The organism is Bacillus xiamenensis, from assembly GCF_000300535.1.
GTDB classification, from domain to species: domain Bacteria; phylum Bacillota; class Bacilli; order Bacillales; family Bacillaceae; genus Bacillus; species Bacillus xiamenensis.
This window is the reverse complement of the sequence record NZ_AMSH01000075.1, coordinates 1-14,431: the sequence shown is the minus strand read 5'-3', so window position 1 is coordinate 14,431 and position 14,431 is coordinate 1. Positions and strand designations below refer to the sequence as shown.

21 protein-coding genes are annotated in these 14,431 nt (G+C 41.9%); 18 read left to right on the top strand and 3 right to left on the bottom strand.

The window, feature by feature from the left end; genetic code table 11:
- The first annotated feature begins 265 nt into the window (after positions 1-265).
- Positions 266-739: a hypothetical protein gene (locus tag BA1_RS16765; protein WP_008361458.1), complete on the top strand. Its 474-nt coding sequence runs from the start codon at positions 266-268 to the stop codon at positions 737-739.
- Between the two features lie 40 nt (positions 740-779).
- Here BA1_RS16765 and bioB read toward each other — a convergent pair whose 3' ends face one another.
- A complete protein-coding gene (bioB, locus tag BA1_RS16760; protein ID WP_008361456.1) occupies positions 780-1,775 on the bottom strand; it encodes a biotin synthase BioB in 996 nt (331 codons plus the stop codon).
- A gap of 478 nt (positions 1,776-2,253) precedes the next feature.
- Positions 2,254-2,631 carry a helix-turn-helix domain-containing protein gene (locus BA1_RS16750; RefSeq protein WP_008361451.1) on the bottom strand — a complete coding sequence of 126 codons (378 nt, stop codon included), beginning with the start codon at positions 2,629-2,631 and terminating at the stop codon, positions 2,254-2,256.
- A 393-nt stretch (positions 2,632-3,024) separates the two neighbouring features.
- Between BA1_RS16750 and BA1_RS19340 the strand changes: the two genes are divergently transcribed.
- The 17 genes from BA1_RS19340 to BA1_RS16670 all read left to right on the top strand — a co-directional run bounded on the left by BA1_RS19340 (position 3,025) and on the right by BA1_RS16670 (position 14,034).
- Complete coding sequence (locus BA1_RS19340; protein WP_167358864.1) at positions 3,025-3,183, top strand: hypothetical protein; 159 nt, start codon at positions 3,025-3,027, stop codon at positions 3,181-3,183.
- Positions 3,158-3,355, top strand: coding sequence for a hypothetical protein (locus BA1_RS16745; RefSeq protein WP_008361449.1), 198 nt, complete (start codon positions 3,158-3,160; stop codon positions 3,353-3,355). Before BA1_RS19340 ends, BA1_RS16745 begins: the two co-directional genes overlap by 26 nt.
- A 102-nt stretch (positions 3,356-3,457) precedes the next feature.
- A complete protein-coding gene (locus tag BA1_RS16740; protein WP_008361447.1) occupies positions 3,458-3,859 on the top strand; it encodes a RusA family crossover junction endodeoxyribonuclease in 402 nt (133 codons plus the stop codon).
- Positions 3,856-4,086, top strand: a complete 231-nt coding sequence (locus BA1_RS16735) for an XtrA/YqaO family protein (protein WP_008361445.1) — start codon at positions 3,856-3,858, stop codon at positions 4,084-4,086. The genes BA1_RS16740 and BA1_RS16735 overlap by 4 nt, the downstream gene beginning before the upstream one ends.
- A 98-nt stretch (positions 4,087-4,184) precedes the next feature.
- Entirely contained in the window at positions 4,185-4,703 is a 519-nt protein-coding gene (locus BA1_RS16730; RefSeq protein WP_008361443.1) for a sigma-70 family RNA polymerase sigma factor, read from the top strand.
- Between the two features lie 150 nt (positions 4,704-4,853).
- Positions 4,854-5,501 carry a phage terminase small subunit gene (terS, locus tag BA1_RS16725; protein WP_008361441.1) on the top strand — a complete coding sequence of 216 codons (648 nt, stop codon included), beginning with the start codon at positions 4,854-4,856 and terminating at the stop codon, positions 5,499-5,501.
- Positions 5,498-6,811, top strand: coding sequence for a PBSX family phage terminase large subunit (locus BA1_RS16720; RefSeq protein ID WP_008361439.1), 1,314 nt, complete (start codon positions 5,498-5,500; stop codon positions 6,809-6,811). The genes terS and BA1_RS16720 overlap by 4 nt, the downstream gene beginning before the upstream one ends.
- The gene (locus tag BA1_RS16715; protein ID WP_008361438.1) at positions 6,808-8,265 is read left to right on the top strand and encodes a phage portal protein; all 1,458 of its coding nucleotides are present in this window, start codon (positions 6,808-6,810) and stop codon (positions 8,263-8,265) included. The genes BA1_RS16720 and BA1_RS16715 overlap by 4 nt, the downstream gene beginning before the upstream one ends.
- Before the next feature lie 34 nt (positions 8,266-8,299).
- A complete protein-coding gene (locus BA1_RS16710; protein ID WP_008361435.1) occupies positions 8,300-9,391 on the top strand; it encodes an XkdF-like putative serine protease domain-containing protein in 1,092 nt (363 codons plus the stop codon).
- A 21-nt stretch (positions 9,392-9,412) separates the two neighbouring features.
- Positions 9,413-10,336 carry a phage major capsid protein gene (locus BA1_RS16705; protein WP_008361434.1) on the top strand — a complete coding sequence of 308 codons (924 nt, stop codon included), beginning with the start codon at positions 9,413-9,415 and terminating at the stop codon, positions 10,334-10,336.
- Between the two features lie 13 nt (positions 10,337-10,349).
- Positions 10,350-10,733: a protein YqbG gene (gene yqbG, locus BA1_RS16700; RefSeq protein WP_008361431.1), complete on the top strand. Its 384-nt coding sequence runs from the start codon at positions 10,350-10,352 to the stop codon at positions 10,731-10,733.
- The gene (locus tag BA1_RS16695) at positions 10,730-11,086 is read left to right on the top strand and encodes a YqbH/XkdH family protein (protein ID WP_008361430.1); all 357 of its coding nucleotides are present in this window, start codon (positions 10,730-10,732) and stop codon (positions 11,084-11,086) included. Before yqbG ends, BA1_RS16695 begins: the two co-directional genes overlap by 4 nt.
- Positions 11,083-11,580, top strand: coding sequence for an HK97 gp10 family phage protein (locus BA1_RS16690; RefSeq protein WP_008361428.1), 498 nt, complete (start codon positions 11,083-11,085; stop codon positions 11,578-11,580). Before BA1_RS16695 ends, BA1_RS16690 begins: the two co-directional genes overlap by 4 nt.
- 4 nt (positions 11,581-11,584) lie before the next feature.
- Positions 11,585-12,040 carry a phage tail terminator family protein gene (locus BA1_RS16685; RefSeq protein WP_008361426.1) on the top strand — a complete coding sequence of 152 codons (456 nt, stop codon included), beginning with the start codon at positions 11,585-11,587 and terminating at the stop codon, positions 12,038-12,040.
- The gene (locus BA1_RS16680; protein WP_008361424.1) at positions 12,027-12,239 is read left to right on the top strand and encodes a YqzN/YkzM domain-containing protein; all 213 of its coding nucleotides are present in this window, start codon (positions 12,027-12,029) and stop codon (positions 12,237-12,239) included. Before BA1_RS16685 ends, BA1_RS16680 begins: the two co-directional genes overlap by 14 nt.
- 3 nt (positions 12,240-12,242) lie before the next feature.
- Positions 12,243-13,589, top strand: a complete 1,347-nt coding sequence (locus tag BA1_RS16675) for a phage tail sheath family protein (protein ID WP_008361422.1) — start codon at positions 12,243-12,245, stop codon at positions 13,587-13,589.
- 1 nt (position 13,590) lies between these two features.
- Positions 13,591-14,034, top strand: coding sequence for a phage tail tube protein (locus BA1_RS16670; protein WP_008361420.1), 444 nt, complete (start codon positions 13,591-13,593; stop codon positions 14,032-14,034).
- Positions 14,035-14,324: 290 nt separating this feature from the next.
- On the opposite strand, the gene BA1_RS18875 is transcribed toward BA1_RS16670, so the two are convergent.
- The gene (locus tag BA1_RS18875; RefSeq protein ID WP_072368332.1) at positions 14,325-14,414 is read right to left on the bottom strand and encodes a putative holin-like toxin; all 90 of its coding nucleotides are present in this window, start codon (positions 14,412-14,414) and stop codon (positions 14,325-14,327) included.
- Between the last annotated feature and the right edge of the window lie 17 nt (positions 14,415-14,431).

Sequence of the window (14,431 nt, the reverse complement as noted above, 5' to 3'; positions counted from 1 at the left end):
GAAATAACTCTTCATTCCTATCCGTCAAAGTTTTTCATGTCACTCTGAAAAGAAGACAAAGGGCTAAAATAAAGTTCATTTTATCCCTTTGTCAACAATCTAAACTACTCTTTCAAAAGAGTAGTTTTTTGTTGTTTCATCCCTTTTAAACAGTAAAATACCCCTCTTAATTGGTAGAAAATGAACTTTTTTCTTAATTTAGTGTTTAAGAGACAAGTAAAAGGGTAGTACATCAACATACCATTTAAAGGAGGAGTTAGAAATAATGAGAAAAACAAGCAAATTTTTTGTTAGTTCGATGATTGCTACTTCAATGGTTGCTGTCCCTCTATCTCTTACGACTTTTGGTCAAAAGGCTGAAGCTGCTACGACAACAGGTGTCGATGGAAGTGTCTCGATTGATCCAGTAGCCATTGCCGATAAAATTGAAGAAGCAGTGAAAACATCTCAAAATCGTGATGGATTTGTCAAAAATGCAGCGTACAGTGCATTCTATGAAGCAGATCAAAACTATAATGTGGTTGTCCAAAACTTAAGCCAAGACCATGACTTTAGTGGACTGAACAATGTAGTCTATTATGATAGTGTCGTTTATGATGGGATTACGTTTGGTATTTGGGTGTTTGAAGATGGTACGTTTGTCAACAATGGTGACGGCGGTTATATTAACTGGACCTTTATTGGCAGCTTTGATCGCGAAGAAGGCAGCGGCACGGTTGATTTCCATAAAAGATTCTAATCTCAACGTCAGAAGTCTGCCGATTCATCGGCAGACTTTTTTACAGCGCACATTCTTCTATTTCAAATCCTAGATCTTCAATGATGTGATGGTCGGTTTGGACTTGCTGTCCTTTTGTGGTTAAATAATCACCGACAAAAATAGAGTTTGCCGCATATAATGCGAGGGGCTGCAGCGTTCGTAAATTAAACTCTCTTCCCCCAGATACTCGAATTTCCTTCGTTGGATTGATGAATCGCATCAGTGCCAAAACCTTCAACGCTTTTATTGGGTGGGTGCGTCCCTGATGTTCAAGAGGTGTTCCTTTGATTGCATGGAGAAAGTTGATGGGAATCGAATCCGCATCAAGGGCTCTGAGCGCAAAAGCCATTTCAACAATTTGCTGATTGGTTTCGCCCATGCCGATAATGACACCGGAGCATGGCGACATACCTGACTGTTTAACCTGCTCAATGGTCGACACACGGTCATCATATGTATGGGTCGTTGTGATTTGAGCATGATGATCTTGATGTGTATTGATATTGTGATTATAACGATGAACGCCTGCTTCCTTCAGACGCTTTGCTTTTTCTTCATTTAATAATCCAAGGCATGCACAAATCTTCAAAGGCATCGTCGCAGTAATTTCCTTCACTGCTGCGGTTACCTCATCTAATTCACGATGCGAGGGTGCTCTCCCGCTTGCCACAATACAAAAAGTACCCGCTTTTCGTTTTAATGCCTCACGCGCACCGGCCACAATGGTTTTTTGATCAAGCATTGTGTATCTCTCAACAGGCGCTTTTGACATGACCGACTGTGAACAATACCCGCAGTTCTCAGGACAATAACCGCTTTTGGCGTTCAAAATCATATTTAACTTCACCTTGTTTTGAAAAAAATGAAATCTCACTTGATAGGCTGCATGCATAATAGGTAACAATTCTCCGTCGTCTGCTTCAAGAATATCTAGACCTGCTTCCATGGTGATCGGTTCATTTTTCATCGCCTGCTCCGCTATCGCTTCCCAGGACAAAGACGTTTGTTTTCCCATAATAAGCCCCTCTCAATATGTTAACTTTATTTTATTAGAAGTTAACATATTGGATGAATATTGGCAACCACTGATCAGAGGATGGCAGTCCGAAACACTAAAAGGGGATGACTTCATCTCATCGCCTTTTGATATGTAAAGCTAGATTGCTTATCGAACAGCTATATAGTGAATCACAAGCTCACCTAGTGAATGATAGTAAGAAACAGTCACAGAACCGCGTTGCATGGCACGAATCCAAGTGGAATTCGGAGCAGTTTGATCTAATTGAATCGCATACGCTGCACCAGACACAGAAATTTGATGGCTGGACGAGAGACGGCGATTGAATAATCTACAGAAAGTGTACGGTTCACTGTCATCACTTTATTCATAGGTCATTCTTTTTTTAGAGGAAAAAGAGGCATTAAAAAAAGCTGGGTATATCCCCAGCTATGTGATGCTGTATAAAAAGAGGTCATGAAAGAGCAGATTTCTTTTATTTGTCGTCTGACTGCTTTGGCTGACGGCCTTTTTGCTTTTCTTTCTCTCTAATGTAATTAATAAAGTCGATGGTTTGTCTTCGTGCTTCTTCAGAAAAGTCGGAGGCAGCTTTAAACGCAATTTGCAAATCAGGATCATCTGCAAGGTCGTAATCGGAGGTGCCTTTGTCCTTACCTGTGAGGAGATAATCTGTTGAGACCCCATATAACTCGGCGATTTTCACAATCATTTCACCATCGGGCTTTCTCAATCCATATTCCCAGTTTGCATAGGTCGACATCGCTTTTAATCCGAGTTTTTTAGCAACGGTTGACTTACTCCATCCATGCTTCTCTCTTAATTCAGTTAGAATCTTTCCAGTCAAATTATCCATTGGAAACACCTTTTTTCATATTATGTGTAAATTTTATCATGAATTACACGGAAAAGATAAATAAATACACAAAAAGAATAAAAATATGATTGACTTACTCGTTTTGTGTATATTATCATAATGAGTATAACTTACACATATTGAGTAAGAGGCATTTGCGAGAAGAACGAATCTTACAAGGGAAAACACAAACGTATATGGCGAAAAAATTGCATATAAGGACACGAGTGAGGATGCGAATATAGAAAAAGCCGCACAAAGCCCAGTGCAGAATGAGCAAAGCATATTGCTGAGCTGTTCAATATCAGTGTTCAAGCGCTTTTTTTTAGCTAAAAGTTACACAAAAAGAGTAATTTGAAAAGAGACCGCTCTGAAAAAGGAGAGACAAACAGAATGAATATTGAACATCCGATCGTGACACAAATCAATGACTTTGGATATCCAAAAAGTTACTGGCCGTATGAGAATGAGATCAAGCGATATGGCTATCAAGTAGACGGCGATGACAACGAGGAGGGAGTTGACGATGATGAGACATCAGTTGACGTTTGATGATCGAAAAGAAGCCCAGCTTTGTTTAGAACAAGCTGGCGGTTGGATGACTTTTCATCAAAAGGAACCAATGTTTGCTTTCGCCACGGCAGAAGCGAAGCGCACCTATATGACCCTCATGGCAGAAAAAACGATGGATGCAAAGAAGAAGGAAGGAATCAGAGCGATATGAATCGATTGAAGCAAATCGTGACGTTCTTGACATGTTTGCTCAAAGCGAGTCAAAACGAACAAGACATTCGGCAGTGGAGCAAGGATGATGGGAGATCGTAACATGGTGATCCACTTCATCATTGAGATAGAGCATTTATTCACAAAAGAGCCGTTGATGAAAAGAATTCGAGCAGCCGCAAAAGCGCAATGCTCAAAAAGAATAAAAGGCACACTATCACTGGACATTCGTTTATTTTACAATATGCCAATTGATCTAGCTGCCGGCAAAGACAAGCGTACATATGCTGAAAAAGGCTTGATACGTCCAGTGCACATCAGCATCCTCCAGCCAAGTTTGAAGCATATTCTAGAAGCACTTCACTCCATTGCCGATGACGCCCCTTTGCAGATTGTGGATTTAAGAGTTTCACAGTTTTATAGCATGCGTCCAAGAGTGGAAATCATTTTAAATACTGTCGGTGACGGCATGAGGTCATCACCAAAAAAGGAGACAAGCATATGAACGAGCCAAAACAGCTCATCATTCAAGAAAACCAGACATTTGTCGGTGAAATGGAAAAAGGAAAGATTCAAGTCATTGTGTTAGATGGAAATGTAGGAACGGCCTATAAGATGGATGTGCCTGAGCATGGAAAAACAATTATTCAAACAGCAAAGGGGCATTTTGCAAGAGTGGATCACGAGATTGGTTTTAAAATCAGCGAGCATGATAAATACACAACATCATAAGTCCAAGACGGAAAGCCTGCGGACACTGATCAAGACCCTACTGAAAGGGACTTGATTGGTGTCCGTTTTTTATTTTCTAAAAAAGGGAGAGAGCACATATGCAAGATTTACTGATTGAATATAAAAGAGCATTAAAAGATGCTAGAAAACGATATGAACGATTGAGAGAAACAGAGGAGAAGCAGTTGTCAGATCAAGAGAAGCATGACAAAAAAATGATCGCCAGTATGGTCAGTGATCTAGAATACGTTGTGGACTGGCTTCAAATCGGCAGAGAGCCAGGCGCGCGCAGGGGATTGGACAGACGTTCTGTTTATCAGCGCACGATCCTTGCCAATCCAGAAGTATTAGAGGCCTTATCACATGAATATACCCTTATTCAAGAGAAAGAAAGAGAGGTAAGTGAGCGGGACAAAAGACGAATTGACGAAGCTTTGTCCGTTTTAACAGATCGAGAAAAAGACGTCTTCTTTATGCACACAACGCAGGGACTTTCATTTAGTGAGATTGCGATGATGCTAGATGTAAAGAAAGGAACTGTCCAAAAGCATATGGAAAGAGCTCGGATCAAAATGTCCAAAAAAGTACAAGAACGCCTATTCAAAGCGGCTGAATAGGCGTTTTTTCTTTAAAAAGAATTCATTCAGAGCTTGTCTTACAGTTGCCACCTATATGTAGAAAGACCAAACGAATGTTTGCTAGCCCGGCACAAATGATTCCTTTTTAGGGAATCGTTCGAACTAAAAGGAGGCGGCAGGTGAATGTAAATGAAAGATAAACAGATAGAGGCTAAGCAGGATTATATGAAAGGGATGACGTACCAGCAGCTAGCTGATCGTTACGACGTCTCCATCCATACCGTCAAATCATGGAAAAGGCGATACGGCTGGCAAAGACAGAAAATGTCGTCAAAGACAGCGCATTCGATTTTCAATCAATTTCTCTCGGATGAAACGATTGAAATCATGGAGAAAATGGGCGGGCGCACCTCACTTGATTTAATTTGGGACCAAATCCAAATTCAATACGCAGCCATTATTCGTGCGCAGCGAATCATGCATGTAGCAGCTCAAGATGACATGATCAAAGAGCTGAAAAAGGTGACATACATGCCTTCTTCATTAGAGGAAGACACGATAGAAGGCATTCAGCCAGAACCAGATATTACAGCAGAAGAATTTTCGTTTCAATTTTCATGGGACCGGCATGCCACTTTTTTAAATGCCCAATCTCGTGCAATGGGAGAGCTAAGACGACTTATAAAACAGTTTGAAGAGCTCGCTCATGCGAAAGACGAACGAAGATTAAGGCTGAAGCAAATTGAACTGACAATCGAAAAAACAAAAAAAGCAGTGCGAGAGGAAAAAGAAGAAGACCTTCACATCATGATCAAGCGAAAAGAGGACGACTCATGACGTCGTTGATTGAAAAAGAAGTCAATCCTCACTTTGAACACTTTCTATTCGATTGGAATCAAAAGTTTCAATTTTTAGTAGGCGGCTATGGCTCTTCCAAAAGCTATCACATTGCGTTAAAGCTCATCTTAAAGCTGCTCGAGGAAAAGCGGACAGCACTTGTCATACGAGAGGTGTATGATACGCACCGAGAGTCGACTTTTTCTCTTTTGCAAGAAATCGTCACCGATCTTGGCATTGATCATATTGTGAAGTGCCGCAGTTCGCCGCTTGCCCTCACTTTTCGAAACGGCAGCAGCATCTTATTTAAAGGGCTGGATAAACCTGAGAAATTGAAGTCGATCAACAATATCTCGATCATTTGGATTGAGGAGTGCTCCGAGGTTTCTTATGAAGGTTTTAAAGAACTGCTTGGAAGGCTGAGGCACCCGGCTTTACCTCTTTATATGATGTTATCGACCAACCCTGTTGGTCAGGATAATTGGACGTACAGACATTTCTTTCGAGATGAGCAGCTGAAGCGATTTGTTCTGGATGACGAGACTTTATACAAAAAGCGAACTGTCGTCATCAAGGATACGTACTATCATCATTCGACAGCAGCAGATAACCTCTTTCTTCCTAAAAGCTATGTGAAGCAGCTGGATGAGCTGAAAGAATATGACCCAGACCTTTATCGAATTGCGAGGAAGGGATATTTCGGGATCAATGGCACAAAGGTTTTTCCTCAATTTGAAGTGAGAAATCATGCTGACGTATTAGAAGCGATTCACGAGATTGACAGACCGCTGAAACGAGCGGGCATGGATTTTGGCTTTGTGGAATCCTATAATGCGTTAATTCGATTAGCCGTCGATCATGAAAAAAAGTACTTATATATTTATTGGGAATATTACGACCGCGGAAAAACAGATGATGAAACAGCCGTTGACCTGAAAGAGTTTGCGGAATCAAAGGAACTTATTAAGGCAGACGCAGCAGAGCCTAAAACCATTCATTATTTTCGGCAGCGCGGACTTCAAATGGTGGCAGCGCATAAGTTCCAAGGCTCACGCTTGCAATATACAAAGAAAATCAAACGGTTTAAGAAAATCATTTGCTCTGATGCGTGTCCTTATACTATTTATGAACTTCAATCACTGACCTATAAGGCAGATAAGAACGGCCGCTTAGCGGAAGATGAATTTCAAATTGACCCGCACACATTGTCCGCCATTTGGTATGCACTGGATGATTATGAGGTGACGGATTTGAAACAGACTGCTTCTGACCGTGTCCGTCCAAACAGAGAGAGGAGGTCCATACAATGAAACAATTGAAGGCAACAATTATGAAAGCAAACATGTCTGATCACACAAAACAAATGTATGAAGATGAATTTTCCTACGAAAAAGATGACATTGTTCCCCCGCCTTACAACATCAATGAACTAAAAAGCATGGCAGAATACTCGACGATTCTTCAGCAGTGTATTGATGCGTATAGAACCAACATTTTAGGCTTTGGTTTTGGGGTGGAATATGCGTTTGATTTTAATGCAGAAGGTGTGAAATCGGCAAAAAAGAAGACAGCAGAGAAGGAATGGACAAGACTGGAAGAGTTTACGAAATACATGAACTACGATGAGTCTGCCGATGTGATTCTTGGCTATGTCCTAGAAGACCGAGAGAAAACGGGCAATGGGTTTTTAGAGGTGCTGCGAGATGGACAAGGAAAGCCAGCAGGAATCGAGTATTTAGATGCACTCCATATCCGCATTTGTAAGCTGAGTGAGCCAGTCGACGTCGAATTCCGATTCACAGAAGACGGAGAATTGAAGACGATGAATCGACAGAAACGATTCCGAAAATATGTACAGGTCATCAATGAAAAGAAAGTCTTTTTCAAGGAGTATGGTGATCCCCGCATCTTAAATTATGAAACAGGCAAATACGATGACACGACACCAGAACCGCTTAGAGCAACAGAAGTGATTCATTTTAAAATTGGTAGCGGTACGTATGGGATTCCCCGCTGGATTGGCAATATCGTCAATATGTATGGAGCACGCAAGGCAGAAGAGCTGAATTATCTTTATTTTAAGCAAGGGCGGCATGTACCAGGTGCCATTATTGTTGAAAATGGGATGCTGTCAGAGGCTTCATATCAGCAGCTTCAGGATTATATGGACGATATTGAAGGCTCTGATCATGCGCATAAATTTTTATTGCTTGAAGTAGAAGGGCTTCCGACAGAAAAGGGATTAACAGGTGAAGAAGAGGTATCAAATGTCAAAGTGAACTTTAAATCCTTGGCGGAAATCCTGCAAGAGGATGCGCTCTTTTTAGAATACGATGAAAAAACTAGAAACAAAATCCGCTCCGCTTTTCGTCTGCCGCCTATTTACACAGGTGAGTCACAAGATTATAACAAGGCCACAGCAGATACCGCACGTAAAACGACGGAGGAGCAGGTATTTCAGCCGGAGAGGCATCTCATTACTGGGAAACTCAATACCCTTTTCCTTCCTGATCTGGATATATGGCATGTCCGCTTTTTATTAAATGGTCCTGATTTCAGAGATCCATTAGAGATTGCGAAGGTTCTGACACCATTTATTCAGGCTGGAGCAGTATCGCCAAACGATTTACGAGATCTGGCGGGACGCATTCTTGGCAAAACGTTAGAGGAATGGCCGGAAGATCTCTATCACAGGCCTTTAGAAAGCCGCGTAGCATCAGCTGATGGACAGTCACAGTCAGCGCCGGCACAGCTGGAGAAATAGAAGAACGTGAGCTTTTTTGAAGGGGGGTGAACATATGCCAAGAGAATTAAAAAACGCAAAAATTACGCATGTTTCCTATGTCGACAGGGCAGCAAACCAAAAGAAATTCTTTTTCACGAAAGCAAAGAAACAACAGCCTGACTTTCAAAAGGAAGTTAGCGTCCTGACAAAGGCAGAAGATGCTCATCGCCTTGTGTATGGCGTCGTGTATGAACCGAATACACCTGATGCACATCAAGACTTTATGTCGGCCAAAGAAATTGAAAGAGCAGCACACGGTTTTATGAAAGATGCCCGTCACATTGACAAGCAGCATGATTTTCAAGAGGGTGTTGGCGAAGTCGTCGAATCATATATTGCTCCAGCGGATTTTGAAGTAGGCGGAGAGCTGATTCGAAAAGGATCATGGGTGCTTGTGACAAAGGCCTCCGAAGAAATTTGGGATCAGATTCAAAAAGGCCACATTACAGGCTATTCCATGGCAGGGACAGCAGACATCGTTGCAATAGAAGAGCAGGAACAGCTCCTATCTCAAGAAGCGAATGAGAGAGGGCTTTTTTCTTTGCTGAAAAATTTCTTTTTGAAAGAGGAAGGTGCAAATATGCCACAACAATTTTGGAGCGTTTTAGATCATCTGCTGGAAACGTTACAGTCAAGTGATGTTGATGAGTCTAGCGTAAGAGCTGCGCTTGCACAATTGATACCAATTGTGCAGGACGTGTTGAAGACAACAGACGTCCTTCAAGCGATTGGCGAAAGACCAGCATCCGTTCAAAAGCAAGATGCCGGATTGACGACCGATCAAGTAAGCGAGCTTGAAAAAGCAAAGACGGCAATCGAAAACGTCTTACAGCAAGCAGAAACACAGAGGGCAGATCAAGCAGGGGAAGAAGAACCTGTTCAAAAAGTGCTGGAGCAAGTGGTTGCGCCGATTCGTCATCAACTCTCTTCATTAGAGAAATCCACCAGCAGAGAAAAATCAGCTATTCAGCAAGTGCTTCAGCAGCAGCTACTGCCTATTTCAGAGCGGATTCACATGCTTGAAAAAGCGCGGGGTATTTCAAAACAAACAATTCACGATACACAAAACGACAGTACAAAACCCATATGGGATGGCTTACTATAAGCCAAATAAGGAGGAAAAAGTGTGAGAAATCAAGAGTTGATTCGTAAGGCAGAAATGACACTTGCCAGCTTAAAAACCGGCGGTCTCATGAACGCAGCCCAATCCAACACATTCATTAGAATGATGCAAAACACACCAACCGTTTTAAATGATGCACGTATCATTCCAATGGAAAGTGATTCACAAAAAATCGAAAAAATTGGCTTCGGCCAGCGTATTTTGCGCCCAGCAGAAGAAGGCAAAGCGCTTAATGCAAAAGATCGTGTTGTCCCAGCGACAAGCACTGTCCAGCTTAATGCCAAAGAGGTCATTGCAGAGATTCATATGACCTACGACAGCATTGAAAACAATATTGAAAAAGACGGGATTCAGCAGACGATTATGCAAATGCTGGCGGAACGAGCGGCAGTCGATATTGAAGAGCTGATTGTCAACGGAGATACAACAGCAGAAGATCCATTTTTAGCTCAAATAGATGGCGTACGAAAACAGGCAGTCTCTCATATTGTCGATGCAAATGGAGCAGAAATTAGCCGTCAAATGTTCAAACAAGCCTATAAAGCGATGCCGTCAAAATATTTACGTGTTCCACAGGATTTCCGGTTCTACACATCCCCGAGCTTAGAGGTCGAGTGGAAAGATCAAGTAGCAAACCGTCAAACAGGCTTAGGAGATTCAGCACTTCAAGGCGGACTTTCCTCTGCGTTCGGTGTTCCGGTCAAAGGTCTTGCCAACATGCAGCCGTATGATGAAGCAGGAACGGACGTATCAGATATTTTGCTGACACACCCTAAAAACATCATCGTAGGTTTTTCTCGCAATATTCGGATTGAAGTAGAAAAAGATATTCGCAGTCGTAAGTTTATCATTGTGCTGACAGCAAAGCTCGACAGCAAATTTGAGGAAGAGGATGCTGTAGCCAAAGTAATGAAAGTGAAAGAGTAGGTGACGGCAGATCATGATCATTTCTGCTGAGGAATTACAAGCCTATTCTGTATTTGATCGCGTGAAAAATCGTTCTGTAGAGAGACTAGCGGCAGATATTATCGAAGCAGAAGCTGCGGTATTTCAGATCGTCGGCCACGATTTTACGCACGAAAAATATCAGCCCATCCCTGAAAAAGCAAGGATCGCCTTCTTAAAAATGGCCCAGTATTTTGCCATGCTGAATGATGATGAATCCATGATGAAAGGCTTGACGTCAGAAAAAATGGGTGATTATTCATATGCCAAGGCAGCGGATCAAGTGAAAGGCAAACCATATGTGTATGCCCTGCTTGTTGATTATATTGAACCATCATTAACTTGCGGCAGTGCCAATTTAAAGGTGAGATCGTTATGAGCTATGAATCTCTCTTAACGGATCGCTGTGATCTTTTTCACCTGGAGAACGAGGAGCCTGTCCGCGGTAAATATGGTATTCCAGCAGGAGATATGCAAATGACACCCGCCTATCCTGATGCACCAAGTATAAGAGATTTGGCTTGCTATGTCGTAGAAAAAAACCAGTCACTCGTGCAAGAAGAACCAAATACAGTGATTTATCAGTCCTATCTTGTCCATTTCCCTATAGCAAGTGATATTCGCTTGCATGACAAAATGGTGTGGAACGGCATTTCACTCAAGCTACAGCAGCCGAAAAGAGTGAAACAGCATCATATTGAAGTGATGGCTGTCAGAAAGGAAAATCTATGAAAATTGATGGACTTGACCGGCTGCTGTCACAGCTCCAAAAGGCGAATAGTGGCGACTTGACGGAGCAGTACCAAAATTGGTTACAGGAAATGGGCTTACAGCTTTTAGACATCATTCAAGATGAATTAATCAAGGAAAAGGCTGTCGATACAGGCCGTCTTCTCAATTCCTTTCAAAAAGGTGACAGGGAGAATCATTTTCTCACTTCACGAGGTGGGCTCACGCTTGAAGTTGGAACGCAGCTTGAATATGCTTCTTACGTCAATGATGGACATGCCGTTTCTTCAAATGGAGAACGAAGGTGGGTGCCTGGCAGATGGGCTGGAAGCCGCTTTGAATATGATCCGAGCGCGAGTACAGGCATGATGCTTTCAACTCAATGGATCGATGGAAATGGTTACTGGGATCATGCTGTCATGCTCTATGAACAAATGTTTGAACACTCGCTGGATCGGAAGCTTCAAAGCTGGATCGATCGACATTTTGGGAGGTGATGGAATGAATCAAGAAGTCGGGGCAATCATGCATTATATATACACACACTTTCCTGTGAAAATGTATGATCGTCTTCTGCCAGAGCGCTTTCAAGTGCCATCTGTTTATGTGCCGCCAGTGACTATCATTAGTGGTCCAGATACAGTGTCTACTTTTATGAAATCTTATTCGCTGCAAGTGAAAGTGTTTCATATCGATACTGAGAAAGCACATGATGCGGCAGAAACTGTCGTTGATGCATTACTTGCTGATCGTCAAATGATTCAGATGATCAGTGAAGATGGCAAAGTGCTTGATGATTATGTCCGCATCAAAAGGGTGGAAACAAGAATCATAGATCAAGGTGTAGCAGCGATTGTCCTGACGTGGGATAGCAGCTATTGGTACTATCGAGACAAACAGCCAAGCCTAGAGGATATCAACTTTTCAGATGGGGTGATCAAACGTGAGCAAGACTAAAAAAGCACAGCTCGATCAAGCAGCTGGCGAAGAAAAAGAATTTGGCTTTTCATTTGAAGCCTTAAAAGAGCACAGTAAGGATCTTTTTGGGGTAAAACCAGAAATCCTTGAAGGTGCTCTTTTTTATATCAAACATCAACCAATTACAAAAACAGAAGCAAAGAAGCACATTGATGCTTTTTTGTCCAAGGAGGTTTAAAGGATGAACGGAGGCACTTTTACATCAGGTACAGAGAAAAAGCGTCCTGGCATTTACTTTAATTTTAAAACAACAGCAGAGCAGCGAATTACTTTAGGCGATCGAGGCACGGTGGCACTTCCTCTTGTGATGAGCTGGGGAGAACCAAAAACCTTTATTTCCGTTTCCAATATGGAAGACTTAAATAAAAAAGTCGGACTCAACATTGATGATAAGTCACTTCTTCTTTTCCGCGAAGCGAAGAAAAAAGCGCAAACGGTCTTACTTTACCGTTTAAACGAAGGAGAGCCAGCCAAAGCTGAAATTGCCGAAAGCTTTGTGGTCACAGCAAATTATGGCGGTCAAAAAGGAAATGAGATCACTATTCAAGTTGCAGAGAATGTACTGGATAGCACCAAACGTGACGTCATCACCTATCTTGGAACAGATATTGTCGATAAGCAGGTTGTCACAGATGTCAAAGAGCTTGTGAAAAACAAATATGTTCAATTTTCTGGTGAAGGTGAAGCGGTCATTACAGCTGGAACGGCTCTAAGCGGCGGGAAAAATGGCGTGGCAAGTGTCGCAGATTATACAACTTTCCTAGAAGCAGCAGAAACAGAATACTTTGATGTCATTGCCCTTCCAGTCAATAATAGTGAGCAATTAAAAGCAACCTTTGCCTCGTTTATCGAACGGTTACGCGATAAACAAGGACGTAAGGTGCAAGGGGTTGTCGCCAATTATGCAGCGGACCAAGAAGGAATCATCAATGTCACAAGTGGTGTTGTTCTAGAAGATGGAACAGAACTGACGCCTGCTCAAACAACAGCTTGGGTCGCAGGTGCAAGTGCAGGAGCGAATTTTAATCAGTCACTTACCTTTGTTGAATACGAGGGAGCAGTAGACACACTAGAGCGCCTTGACAATGATCAAGTAGAATACCGATTATCACAAGGGGAGTTTCTTTTCACCTTTGATGCGAGAGACCGTACAGTGAGTGTTGAAAAAGATATTAACTCCTTGACAAGCTTCACGGCTGAAAAGAACCAGCAAATGGCGAAAAACAAAATCATTCGTGTGCTTGATGCAATCAACAATGATTTAACATTTGAATTGAAAAATATGATCAAATTACGCAAAGCCAATGGAAATGACATTCCAGCATCAGATGACGGTATGCAGCTTGTGAAAACACTGATTACGCAGTATCTCACGCAACTTCAAGACGGAAGCGGCATTACAGGCTTTAACTCAGAAACAGATATCGTCATTGGTCTCAATGAGGATCGTGATGGATTTATTATTGATTTAGCGATTCAACCAGTAGACGCAGCAGAAAAATTCTATTTCAATGTGGAGGTGAAGTAAGATGGCTTTTAAAGCGCAAAATACAATTTCAGGTAAAGAGGGTCGTCTTTTCTTAGAAGGTGAGGAGCTTGCATTTATCAAAACCTTCGAAGCAAACGTGGAGAAAAACAAATCCGAAGTCAACGTCATGGGACGCCGAATGACTGGTCATAAAACAACAGGGGCAAACGGAACAGGAACGGCAACATTCTATAAAGTCACTTCACGTTTTGTTCAATTAATGCTCAACTATGTGAAAAAAGGGGAAGACCCTTATTTCACTCTTCAAGCGGTGCTTGATGATAAGTCATCAGGCCGAGGCGCTGAGCGTGTGACGTTATTTGATGTCAACTTTGATTCAGCTAAAATTGCTGGATTGGATGTCGATTCAGAGGCACTTGAAGAAGAAGTTCCATTTACATTTGAAGACTTTGATCTGCCTGAAAAACTGAAGAATTCTTTCTAAATTACAATAGAAAAGACATGACGAATGACGAAAAATAGATGTTGTTTTTATTTTATTCAACGATATGGTATAATTTTTCGTAGTGACAGAGTAGCTATAAAAGAGTTGCTGTGTAACCCTCAAGAGTTTCTTAGAAATATGTTTACATGCAAAGCACTTTGCATAAAATAAAAAGAAGCCAGGATGCGTCAACATCCCGGCAATGTACAATTTGGCCCTCAAGGGGCTGGCTTATCGAATAGGTTCTTTAGGTAGACTTTCCCTTCAACCTTCCACAGCTCAAGGGGAGTCTATTTTTTGTCTATATATGTCAACAGGGCAATGATAAATGACCCGAAAGCAAGCATTAACATCAGTGCTTGGAATGTTGACATGAGCATCACCCCCTTCCTATCGG